Source organism: Micromonospora sp. NPDC003944, from assembly GCF_053605225.1.
On the sequence record NZ_JBSGIV010000002.1, the window covers coordinates 184,783 to 196,315 of the forward strand.

9 protein-coding genes are annotated in these 11,533 nt (G+C 75.0%); 1 reads left to right on the top strand and 8 read right to left on the bottom strand.

Annotated features, from left to right (window positions below):
• Positions 1 to 31 precede the first annotated feature (31 nt).
• Both ACWER9_RS01985 and ald read right to left on the bottom strand, forming a co-directional pair.
• Positions 32 to 997, bottom strand: coding sequence for a site-specific tyrosine recombinase XerD (locus tag ACWER9_RS01985; RefSeq protein ID WP_452300006.1), 966 nt, complete (start codon positions 995 to 997; stop codon positions 32 to 34).
• A 38-nt stretch (positions 998 to 1,035) separates the two neighbouring features.
• Complete coding sequence (gene ald, locus ACWER9_RS01990; protein ID WP_452300007.1) at positions 1,036 to 2,151, bottom strand: alanine dehydrogenase; 1,116 nt, start codon at positions 2,149 to 2,151, stop codon at positions 1,036 to 1,038.
• A 281-nt stretch (positions 2,152 to 2,432) separates the two neighbouring features.
• Between ald and ACWER9_RS01995 the strand changes: the two genes are divergently transcribed.
• On the top strand, positions 2,433 to 2,708 hold the full coding sequence (locus tag ACWER9_RS01995) for a TM2 domain-containing protein (RefSeq protein WP_452300008.1): 276 nt from the start codon (positions 2,433 to 2,435) through the stop codon (positions 2,706 to 2,708).
• An 86-nt stretch (positions 2,709 to 2,794) separates the two neighbouring features.
• Here the strand turns inward: ACWER9_RS01995 and ACWER9_RS02000 are convergent, their stop codons facing one another.
• The 6 genes from ACWER9_RS02000 to ACWER9_RS02025 form a co-directional block, all read right to left on the bottom strand.
• Complete coding sequence (locus tag ACWER9_RS02000) at positions 2,795 to 3,400, bottom strand: NUDIX domain-containing protein (protein ID WP_452300009.1); 606 nt, start codon at positions 3,398 to 3,400, stop codon at positions 2,795 to 2,797.
• A gap of 43 nt (positions 3,401 to 3,443) precedes the next feature.
• Complete coding sequence (locus ACWER9_RS02005; RefSeq protein WP_452300010.1) at positions 3,444 to 5,195, bottom strand: CTP synthase; 1,752 nt, start codon at positions 5,193 to 5,195, stop codon at positions 3,444 to 3,446.
• A gap of 163 nt (positions 5,196 to 5,358) precedes the next feature.
• Positions 5,359 to 7,758, bottom strand: a complete 2,400-nt coding sequence (locus ACWER9_RS02010) for a hypothetical protein (RefSeq protein WP_452300011.1) — start codon at positions 7,756 to 7,758, stop codon at positions 5,359 to 5,361.
• Positions 7,758 to 8,918: a glycosyltransferase family 4 protein gene (locus ACWER9_RS02015; RefSeq protein WP_452300012.1), complete on the bottom strand. Its 1,161-nt coding sequence runs from the start codon at positions 8,916 to 8,918 to the stop codon at positions 7,758 to 7,760. The genes ACWER9_RS02010 and ACWER9_RS02015 overlap by 1 nt, the downstream gene beginning before the upstream one ends.
• On the bottom strand, positions 8,915 to 10,600 hold the full coding sequence (gene murJ, locus ACWER9_RS02020) for a murein biosynthesis integral membrane protein MurJ (RefSeq protein WP_452300013.1): 1,686 nt from the start codon (positions 10,598 to 10,600) through the stop codon (positions 8,915 to 8,917). The genes ACWER9_RS02015 and murJ overlap by 4 nt, the downstream gene beginning before the upstream one ends.
• A 1-nt stretch (position 10,601) precedes the next feature.
• On the bottom strand, positions 10,602 to 11,468 hold the full coding sequence (locus ACWER9_RS02025) for a hypothetical protein (RefSeq protein WP_452300014.1): 867 nt from the start codon (positions 11,466 to 11,468) through the stop codon (positions 10,602 to 10,604).
• Positions 11,469 to 11,533: the final 65 nt, after the last annotated feature.

Below are 11,533 nucleotides of genomic sequence, written 5' to 3' on the forward strand. Positions count from 1 at the left end.
GCCCGGCGTGTCGGCGCCGACCGTGGCCGGGTCAGCCGTGGGCGCGGGGGTGGGCGGTGGTGTACACCTCGCGCAGCCGCTCCACGGTGACGAGTGTGTAGACCTGGGTGGTGGTCACCGAGGCGTGGCCGAGCAGTTCCTGGACCACCCGGACGTCGGCGCCGCCGTCGAGCAGGTGGGTGGCGTACGAGTGGCGCAGGGTGTGCGGGGAGACGGCGGTGGGCCCGTCGACGGGGAGCCCGGCGCCGGCGGCGGCGCGGCGCAGGATGCCCCAGGCGCCCTGGCGGGACAGCGCGCCGCCGCGGGCGTTGAGGAACACCGCGGGGGTGCCCCGGCCGGCGGCGGCCAGCCCGGGGCGGGCCCGGACCAGGTAGGCGCGGACCTCGTCGACGGCGTACCCGCCGATGGGTACCAGCCGCACCCGGCCGCCCTTGCCGCGCAGCAGCACGGTGCCCTCGTCGGTGTCGAGGTCGTCCACGGCGGCGCCGACCGCCTCGGAGATGCGCGCGCCGGTGCCGTACAGGAACTCCAGCAGCGCCCGGTCGCGTAGCGCGAGGGGCGCGTCGTCGCCGGTCGCGGTGATCGGGCCGGCGGTCTCCAGCAGCCGGACCACGTCGTCGACGGGTAGCGCCCGGGGCAGCCGCCGGGGCGGCGTGGGTGGGCGGACGTCGCGGCTCGGGTCGGCGCCGGCCAGGCCCTCGCGCACCGCGAAGCGGTGCAGGCCACGGACCGCGCTGGCGGCGCGGGCGGCGGAGGAGACCGCAAGCGGCGGGTGCGCGTCGTCGCCGGCGCGCAGCCGCGCCAGGTGCGACTCGACGAGGCCGGCGCCGACCGACGCGAGGTCGTCGACGCCGGCGTCGGCGAGGGTCGCCAGGTAACGCTCCAGGTCCCGACGGTACGAGGAGAGCGTGTTCGCGGAGAGGCCACGTTCGACGGTCAGGTGGTCGAGGTAACCCCGGACGGCGCGCAACAGCGCCGGCGTGGGCGGGGTGCCCACGCCGGCGGAGTCCGTGCCGCCGCTCAGCCCGCCACCGTTCAGGCCAGCGCGTCGGCCAACGGCAGCACGTCCATGCCGTGCGCCTCGGCCACCGGGCCGTAGGTGACCTGACCGGCGTGGGTGTTGAGGCCCAGGGCGAGGGCCGGGTCGCTGCGCAGCGCCTCGCGCCAGCCCTGGTTGGCCAGCTCCAGGGCGTACGGCAGGGTGACGTTCGTCAGCGCGTACGTGCTGGTGTTCGGTACCGCGCCGGGCATGTTCGCCACGCAGTAGAAGATCGACTCGTGCACCTTGTAGACCGGGTCGGCGTGCGTGGTGGGGCGCGAGTCCTCGAAGCAGCCGCCCTGGTCGATGGCGATGTCGACGAGCACACTGCCCGGCTTCATCCGGGAGACCAGCTCGTTGGAGATCAGCGTCGGGGCCTTCGCGCCGGGCACCAGCACCGCGCCGATGACCAGGTCGGCGTCGAGCACGGCCCGCTCGACCTCGTACGCGTTGGACGCGACGGTCTGCAGGTGACCCCGGTAGATCGCGTCGGCCTGCCGCAGCCGGGCGACGTTCTTGTCCAGCAGCAGCACCTCGGACTGCAGCCCCAGCGCGATCGCGGCGGCGTTCATGCCGGAGACGCCGGCGCCGATGACCACGGTCTTGGCGGCGTAGACGCCGGACACACCGCCGGGCAGCACACCGCGCCCCCCGCCGGTGCGCATCATGTAGAACGCGCCGACCTGCGGGGCGAGCCGGCCGGCCACCTCGGACATCGGGGCGAGCAGGGGCAGCGACCGGTCGGGCAGCTCGACGGTCTCGTACGCGATGCCGGTGACCCCGCGGTCGATCAGCGCGTCGGTGCACTCCTTGGAGGCGGCCAGGTGCAGGTAGGTGAAGAGCACCTGCCCCTCACGCATCCGGTGGTACTCCTCGGCGATCGGCTCCTTGACCTTGAGCACCAGCTCGGCGGTCTCCCAGACCTCGTCGGCGGTGGCGAGGATCGTCGCGCCGGCGGCGGCGAACTCCTCGTCGGTGATGCTGGAGCCAACCCCGGCGCCGGACTCGACGAAGACCTGGTGGCCGCTGCGGGTGAACTCGTTGACGCCCGCTGGCGTGATCGCCACGCGGTACTCGTGGTTCTTGACCTCGCGTGGGATTCCGACCTTCACGATGCAGACACCTCTCTTCGGGGCTGCTCTCCCCCGACTGCTCGGTGCCGCGACGGCCCCTTTGCCACCGCGGTACACCGGTCCCGCGGCGGCAGTCTAGGCCCGCCCGGCGCGGTCGCGAGCCAGCACAGTGGCATCCGCTGACCGGGTGGCCTGACGATGTGTCAGGGCTCGGCGGTCGAGGGTCGCCTCAGCCGACAGGACAGTGTTTCACCATTATCGTCCCATCTGCCGGGCGGCGGTGCGGACAGCCGACGAGTGGATCACTAATGTGTCCGCCCATGACCACTCCTCCTTACCAGCCCGGGTACCCCCAGCCGGGGTACCCGCAGGGCGTCTCCGACAAGAGCAAGATCGTCGCGGGCATCCTCGGCATCCTGCTCGGCACCTTCGGTGCCGGTCGGTTCTACACCGGACACACCAAGATCGCCGTTCTCCAGCTCGTCGTGAGCCTGGTGACCTGCGGCGTCGGCGCCCTCTGGGGCGTCATCGACGGCATCCTCATCCTGGTCAACGGCGGCACGGACGCCCAGGGCCGTCCGCTGCGCGACTCCTGAACCAGCGCACCGACGAAGGGGCCCCGCGGCTGACCGCGGGGCCCCTTCGGCGCGTACTCCCCCACCGGCTGGACCGGCGGCGACGCTCAGCGCGTCAGCGGCGCGTCCGCCCGGCGCAGAGACGTGAAGCCGGTGTCCCGGGCGCGGGCCGCGGCCAGCAGCCCGGCCACCGCGGCGGCGTTGGTGACCTCACCGGCCAGGACCATGGCGACCGCCTCGTCCAGGTCGATCCGGACGACCTGGAGGTCGGCCTCCTCGTCGTGGCGCTCGTGCCGCTCGTCGGCCGGCACGTCGGCGAGGTCCCGGGCCAGGAACACCCGGACGACCTCGTTGGTGAACCCCGGTGAGCTGTGCAGGTCGACGAGCACGTCGACCCGCCCGGCGGTGAGGTCGGCCTCCTCGGCCAACTCCCGCAGCGCCGCCGCCGGCAACTCCTCACCGGAGACGTCCATCAGACCGGCCGGCAGCTCCCACAGGTGCCGCCCGACCGGGTGCCGGTACTGCCGGATCAGCACCACCTGGCCGGCGTCGTCGAGCGCCACCACGGCCACCGCACCGACGTGGCGCACCAGGTCCCGCAACCCGGTCCCACCGCCGGGCATGGTCACCTCCTCGGTGACCACGTCGAAGATCCGCCCCCGGTACCGCTCCTGCCGGGACCGCACCTCGTAGCGGTGCTCCACCCCGCTCACGCCGCCGCCCCTCGGCACGCGGCGATGCCGCCGACCCGCGCGCTCACGAGGCCGACGCGGCCTTCGTCGCGGCGCCGTTGCGGGCGGCCTTGCGCGTCGTCGGGGCCTCCGCCGCCCCGTCCAGGTCGACCGGCAACTGGTCGGCCTGCGAGTACGCCACCGCGGCCTTGACGAACGAGGCGAACAGCGGGTGCGGGCGGGTCGGGCGGCTCTTCAGCTCCGGGTGCGCCTGGGTGGCCACGAAGAACGGGTGCAGGCTCCGGTCCAACTCGATGAACTCGACCAGCCGGCCGTCCGGGGAGGTGCCGGAGATGTGCAGGCCCGCCTTGGTCAGCGCGTCCCGGTAGGCGTTGTTCACCTCGTAGCGGTGCCGGTGCCGCTCGCTGATCTCGGTGCTGCCGTACGCCTCGGCGACGAGCGACCCCTCGGTCAGCGTCGCCGGGTACGCGCCCAGCCGCATGGTGCCGCCCAGGTCGCCCCGGCCGGCGACGATGTCCTCCTGATCGGCCATCGTGGCGATGACCGGGTGCAGCGCCTGCTCGTCGAACTCCACCGAGTTGGCGCCGTCCAGCCCGGCCAGGTGCCGGGCCACCTCGATCGTCATGCACTGCAGGCCGAGGCAGAGGCCGAGCAGCGGGATGCCGGCCTCCCGGGCGTACCGGGCGGTGCCGATCTTGCCCTCGATGCCGCGGACGCCGAAGCCGCCGGGGATGAGCACGCCGTCCACGCCGGCCAACGCCGTAGCGGCGCCGGCCGGGGTGACGCACTCGTCGCTGGGCACCCACTTGAGCTGTACCCGGGCCCGGTGGCCGAAGCCCGCCGCCCGGATCGCCTCACTCACCGACAGGTACGCGTCGGGCAGGTCGACGTACTTGCCGACCACCGCGACGGTGACCGTGTGCCGGGGCCGGTGCACCCGCTCCAGCAGGTCGTCCCAGCTGGCCCAGTCCACGTCCCGGAACGACAGCCCGAGCCGGCGCACCACGTACGCGTCGAGCCCCTCGCGGTGCAGCACCTTCGGGATGTCGTAGATGCTCGGGGCGTCCGGGGCGGCGACGACCGCCTCACGGTCGACGTCGCAGTAGAGCGACAGCTTCTCCTTGAGCTTCTCCGGGATCTCCCGGTCGCAGCGCAGCACGATGGCGTCCGGCTGGATGCCGATGTTGCGCAGCTGCGCCACCGAGTGCTGGGTCGGCTTGGTCTTCAGCTCACCCGAGGGCGCCAGGTACGGCACCAGCGAGACGTGCAGGTAGAAGCAGTTGTCGCGGCCCAGGTCGTGGCGGACCTGGCGGATCGCCTCCAGGAACGGCAGCGACTCGATGTCGCCGACCGTGCCGCCGACCTCGGTGATCACCACGTCGGGCAGCTGGCCGTCCTCGTCCGGGTCGGCCATCGCCAGGATCCGCGACTTGATCTCGTTGGTGATGTGCGGGATGACCTGGACGGTGTCGCCCAGGTACTCGCCGCGCCGCTCCTTGGCGATCACGTCGGAGTAGATCTGGCCGGTGGTGACGTTCGCCTTGCCGGACAGCGCCCGGTCCAGGAACCGCTCGTAGTGCCCGACGTCGAGGTCGGTCTCGGCGCCGTCCTCGGTGACGAAGACCTCACCGTGCTGGAACGGGTTCATCGTCCCCGGGTCGACGTTCAGGTAGGGGTCGAGCTTCTGCATCACCACGCGCAACCCGCGCGCGGTCAGCAGGTTGCCGAGGCTGGAGGCGGTGAGGCCCTTACCCAGCGAGGAGGCGACGCCCCCGGTGACGAAAATGTGCCTGGTCGTCCGTGCTGATGGGGCCAAGGCCTGCTCCCGTGTCGTCTGTCGCGGTCATGCAGACCGCCGTGCTTGATCAGCAGAGTGATCACGCGATCCACGGGATTCGACGGTAACACCTCCCGGGCGGGTACCCGCAGGCCGCACCCCGGCTGTGACACCTGCGGGCCATCCGGGCGAAGCCCGGCGCTCAGGACGCGGCAACCTCCGTCGATGACCGGGAGACCTGACGGGGCGGCACGGGCACCGTCGGCGCGGCCTCCGTCGCCGACCCGCTCACGGTCGAGTCGGCGTCCCCCTCGCCCGACGGGTCCACCGCCGGTCGGGTGAGCGTCGCCGGTGCGCTCGCGGGCGGGCCACTGATCGGACGCGGGTGCACCGCGCCCAGCGGCCCACCGCCGCCGGTCGGACCGTCACCCCCACCGTCCGGGCCGACCCCACCGGGCCCCGAGTCGTCGTCGGCGCCGTTGGCGCGCGAGCGGCCCGCTGCCGGGCGGGTACGGTCCGCGGCGTGCCCGAGCACCCGCAACGCCGCCAGGGCCGCCATCGGCACCACCAGGGCGGCGGCGGCACCCATCACGTCAAGTGCCGCGCCGTCGAGCACACCACCGAGCACCGCGGCGACCACCGTGCCGGCAAGCGCCGCCCGGACCGCCGGGTAGATGCCGAACAACCGCATCAGCCCACCCCACGGCTGCAACAGGGCGAACCACACCAGCAACCCGCCGGCCAACGCCAGCACCGTCAGCGGGCTGTTGACAAGCGTCTCGAAGTTCTCCGTGCTGGAACGGTGCACGGCGAACCCGCCGGTGCCGTCGCCAAGCGCGGACAGGAACCGGCCCAGGCTGCCCCGCTCCGCCGACGGCCGCCGCAAGTCCACCACGGCGAACCCGATCCCGACCGCCAGCGCGGCCATGGCGGCCCAGGCCAACCGGCTGACCGTCAACCAGCCACCGGCGCTGATCACCGCGGCGACGCTCACCCCGGCGGTCAGCGCTATCGCGCCGACCGGGTCGGCGCCCAGGTACGGGCTGCCGACCACCACCACGGCGACACCACCCACCGCCACCATCACCGCCGGCCGCCAACCCCGGGGCACCCGTTGCGCGAACCAGCCGCCGGTGAGCAGCGCGGCGGCGAGGAACACTCCCAGCCCCACCGTGCTCAGCCCGGCGTACCGGCCGCCCTGCAACGCCGAGTAGCCGACCACGCTGTTCAGTTGCAGGCGCGACCCGGTCAGCACGTCCAGCCCGACCACAAGCGTGGCGAGGCCGGCCACCGCGCCGACCGGCCCGAGAGTGCCCGCGTACCCGGGGGCGAACCGCACCGCCGCGGTGCCCGCGGCCACCAGCAGCGCCGTCACCCCCGCGAAGATCCACCCCGGGTGCTCGCCGCGCCACCACGGCACCGCGTCGGCGAGCAACGCCGCCGGCACCGTCAACGCCGCCGCGACAAGCAGCAGCTCCACCACCGCCACGACCCGCTTGGAGACCGGCGTCGGACCGGTCGGGCCGGCGTGCGGGCGGGCCCGGCGCAGCAACGGCAGGATCGCCAACGCCAGCAGCACCTGCACACCGGCGAGCAACGCGAAGAACAGACCGGAGACGGAACGCTGCGCCGCCGCCTCCCGGTCGGCGTTCGCCGGCGCGTCGATGGCCTCGGCCAGGTCGGCCGGACGGCCGCCGGTGCTGACGGCCGGACGACCCAGGAACAGCCGCTCCGGCATGGGACGACCCAACGCGGCGAGGGCGGTCGGCGCGAGGTCGACAAGTTGCAGGTACCCGTCCCGGCCGGTGCTGGCCGAGGTGAGCCACCCCCGCTCCCAGCCCGGCCCGTCGGCGACCGCCACGTGCAGCCGCGACGGCTGGGCGGTGTCGGAGATCCCCGCGACGAGCACCAACGACCGCGGTGGCCGCGCCGCCAACACCCGGGCCAGCTCGGCGTCCGCCGCGCGGGCCTCCTCGGCGCGGGTCGCCGGGTCGACCCCCTCGACCGTGCCGAGGTCGACGATGCTCAGCACACACGAACCGAGCAGCGGCCGGGGGTCGGCCGGCAGCCCCGGGGCGTACCTGTCGACGCGGCCGAACGGTCGGGCGGCGGCCACCGCCGCGCCCGGCCCCACGGCGACGGAGCACCGCACCGACTCCGACAACGAGCCGGGCAGGGCACCCCAGGGCAGCCGTTGCTGGTTGTAGTGGACCACGCTCTCCTGGTCGGGCAGGTTCGCGCCGATGCCGTCCGGCTGTTCGACAGTCACCGCCGCCGGCGCCGGGCACCCGCCGGCCGACCGGCTGCCGTTCCACGCGGCGAAGCTGCCCGCGCCCACCGTCAACCAGCCGTCGACCGGGCAGGTCGGCCGGTGCGCGGACCGCACCGACAGGGAGCCGATCGACCCGTCCTGGGCCATCCGCCACAGCGTCGGGGTGCTCTGCGGGTCCACGTCCTCCCAGCGCAGCCCGGCGATCCCGGCGAGCACCACGAAGTCGGCGGTGCGTTGCGGGGTGCCCTGGGGTGGGCGCGCGGCGAGCGCGGTGACGCCGAGCGCCACCACGAGCACCGTCAACAGGGCGGGCGCGATTCGGCGCAGCATCACCGGTGTCCCGTTCTCGGGGCGTCGGGGTCCGGGGCACCCGCCGAACCCCCGGCCACCTCCGCGTAGAGGGCGACGAGCGCGGCGACGGTGTCCTCCTCGGTCGGCCACGTCGCGGCCCGTTCGGCGCCGCGCCGACCCCACTCCGCCCGCGCCGCCGGGTCGTCGAGCAACGCGCGGACGGCCGCGTCGAGGGCGTCCACGTCGCCGGCGGGGACCAGCGTGGCGGCGTCGCCGACGAGGTCCGGGAGCCCGCCGACCGCGGTGGCCACCAGCGGTACGCCGGCGCGCAGCGCCTCCTGGGCGAACAGCTGCCGGGCCTCCCAGTCGCTCGTCACCACCGCCAGGTCGGCGCCGGCGAGCAGGTCGGCCACGTCGGTGCGGTGCCCCAACAGGGTCACCGGCGCGCGGGCGGCGGAGGTCCGCGCGGCGAGCGGCAGGTACGCCGGCCCGCTGCCCGCGATCACCACGACCGGCGGTGGGGTACGCGTGCGCCAGCGGGCCGCCGCGTCGATCAGCACGTCGTAGCGCTTCTGCGGGTGCAGCCGGCCGACCGAGAGGATCAACGGCTGGTCCGGGCGGACGCCGAACTCGGCGCGTACCGCCGCCGGGCGTCGACGGGCGGCGGGAAGCGTCGGCGCGGCGACCGGGGCGAGCCGGGCGTCGGCGGCGCCCACCTCGGCGGCCCGACGCACCAGGTCCGCGGACGCGCCGAGCGCCACCCGCACCCCTCGGGCCACCACCCGTTCGACGAGCCGGGACACCCCACCCCGCAGCCCTTGCGCGAGCACCGCGTTGTGCCAGGTGACGATCAGCGGGGCGGCCGGACGGGCCAGCACGGCGACCAACCCGGCCCGCAGGCCGTGCGCGTGCACCACGTCGACCCGGGCGCTGCCCAGCACCCGACGCAGCGCCAGCACCGCCCGCGCGTCGGCAGGCGTCGGGCTCGCCGGGATCTCCACCGGCGCGAAACGCGCACCGACCCCGGTGAAGTCGAACTGCTCCTGGGTGGCGGCAGGCCCACAGACCAGGACGGTGACACCGCCCGCGACGAGGCCGCGCGCCACCGAACGGACGTGCTGGCCGACCCCGCCGGTGCTGGACGCCAGCACCAACGCGACGGTGCCCGACCAGTCGGCAGGCAGAGGTGGCTCAGTCATCGCGTCGCCGTCTCCTTCCCGTCGCCCCGTTCCGCGGCGTCCGCGCCCGGTGTCGGCGCACCGCCGGACGGCCCCCGCCGGCCCAGACGCCGCAGCACCCCGACGAGCAGCGGCTGTACGTCCCGCCGGTCGAGGAACCAGACCACGGCGAGGAACACCACCCCCACCAGAACCCCGGACAGCATGCCCTGACCGAGCGCGCCCGCCACCGTCGGGGTGCCGCCGTCCGACTGGTCGAGCCAGCGGCTCGAACCCCATCCGGCGAGCCCGGCGAACAGACCGGCGAGGCCACCGGCGGCCCCGGCCCGTGCCACGCCGCCCAACCCGGCACGCCCGACGCCGCGCCGCACCGCCAGGAGCAGCAGGGCGCCGAGCACCAGCATCCCCACCGAGTTCGCCGACGTCACCGCCAACACCCGGTCGGCGGTCGGGAGCAGCACCGTCAACGGCAGCGCCACGGCCGGGACGACAAGCCAGCCGAGGGTGATCGCCACCGTCGCCGACCGGGTGTCGCCGCGCGCGTAGAGCGCCCGGGACAGCACCGCGAACAGGCCGTAGCCGAGCAGACCCGGCGCGAACCCGCTGATCGCCGCCGCGGTGGACGCCGGGTTGTCCGGGTAGAACAGGGCGGCGACCGGCTGCGCGGTGCCGATCAACGCCGCGACGCCGAGACAGCTGAACAGCAGCACGCCACGGACCGCGCCGGAGAGGGTCTGCCGAAAACCGTCCTCGTCGCCCGCGGCGCTGGCGGTGGCGAGCGTGGGGTAGGACGCCACCGCCAGCGGCACGGCGAGGACCGCCCACGGCAGCAGGTAGATCGCCTGGGCCAGGTTGAACACCTGGGGTGAGCCGGTGGGGCCGCCGGAGACCCGGTTCAGGACCACCAGGAGCGCGACCTGCTGCGCCGCCACGGTCACCGCGCCGGCTGTGGCCAACCCGCCGATCCGGGCCCGCGCGTCAGCGGTGAAGGCGTACCCGAACCGGGGTCGCACCCGCAGCCGCCGCAGAGGGATGAGCAGCGACAGCGAGAGCACGACCACGCCCAGTGTGGTGCCGCCGGAGAGGAGCAGTTCGCCGCTGCGGCCGACCTGGGCCACCGACACGCCCCGGCCCTGGGCGGCCCCGAAGGCCACGTAGACGACGACCACGGTGAGGCTGGACAGCAGCGGCGCGATGACCGGCCAGGCGAAGCGTCGGTGCGCCTGCAGGACACCGGTGAGCACGATGCCGATCCCGTAGAGCGGCAACTGCGGGGCGAACACCCGCAGCATCCGGGCGCCGGCGGCGAGCTCCGCGGCCGACCGCCCCTCGCTGATCACCGCGATGATCGGGTCGGCGAACAGGACGACGAGCACGGCGAGCGGAACCAGCAGGCTCACCGTCCAGGTGAGCAGCGCGCCGGTGGTCGCCGCCACCGTCCGCCGGTCCTCCGCCGCGACAGCTCCGGCCAGCAGGGGCACGACCAGGCTCGCCAGCGCCCCGCCCGCGACGATCTCGAAGACGATGTTCGGCACCGTGTTGGCGATGACGTACATGCCGCCCAGGTCGCTCTGCTCGACCACCCAGGTGAACACGGCGGTACGACCGAAGCCGGCGAGCCGGCTGGCCACGGTGAGGACGGCGATGAGCGCGGCTGCCCCGGCCAGCCGGCCGGCGCCGGCGAGGGGTGCCGGTCTACTCACGTCAGTCGGCGCGTCGGCCCAGTGCGTCGAGCTCGCGCAGCCCCGGGGTCCGCTGGATCACCGCCGTGAAGCTGACCTTCTCGCTGGCCGCGGTCAGCCCGGCCAGGACGGCGAGCAGACCGGCCCGCCCGAGCGGGCCGCTGCGGGCGGCCAGCGCGACGCCGAGCAGCGCCCCGAGCGCGTTCGCGCCGCTGTCGCCGAGCATCACGTCCTCGGCGAGGTCGTCGCGGAGCAGCCCGGCGGCTGCACCGGCCGCACCCGCGGCGATGCCACCCTGCGGCCCGCCGGTCAGCGGCGCGGCGAGCAGCAGCCCGGACTTGATCGCCCGACCCGGCCGCAGGTCGAGCAGGTTGAGCAGGTTGGCCGTGCCGGCGATCACGCCGGCGCCGAGCAGCACGTCGACACCCCGGCCGAACGCGCCGTGGCGCTGCCGGCGCGGGTGCGCGGACACCCGGGGGTCGGCGGCGAGCAGCGCGGCGGCGCCCAGCCCGGCGGCACCCACCCCGACGACCTTGACCAGACCCGCGGTGACCCGCCCCTCGCGCAGCGCGGCGAGGTGCCCGGCGAAGCCCTTGGCCGCCTTCTGCTCCGGCCGCGCGCCGACCACGTCGTCGTACAGGCCGACACCGCCGGCGCCGAGACCGGCGACCAGGGCGGCCCCACCGGCGGCGCCGCCGGTGGCACCGAACGCGCCGGCGGCGGCCGCGCCGGCGGCGAGCGCCGGCCCGGCGGCCAGGCTCACCGTGCGGCCACGGAAGTTGGTGCGCTCCAACGCCGGCCCGGCCGGCGAGGTACGCGCCTCCCGCAACGCGTACCGGGCCGCCGCGGCACCCGCGCCGGCGATCAACAGCCGGCCCAGGGCGCTCATGCGGCCACCTCGCTGCGGTGCCTCAGGCTCGCTCGCTCACGCGTCGCCTCGGCGATTACGGACAC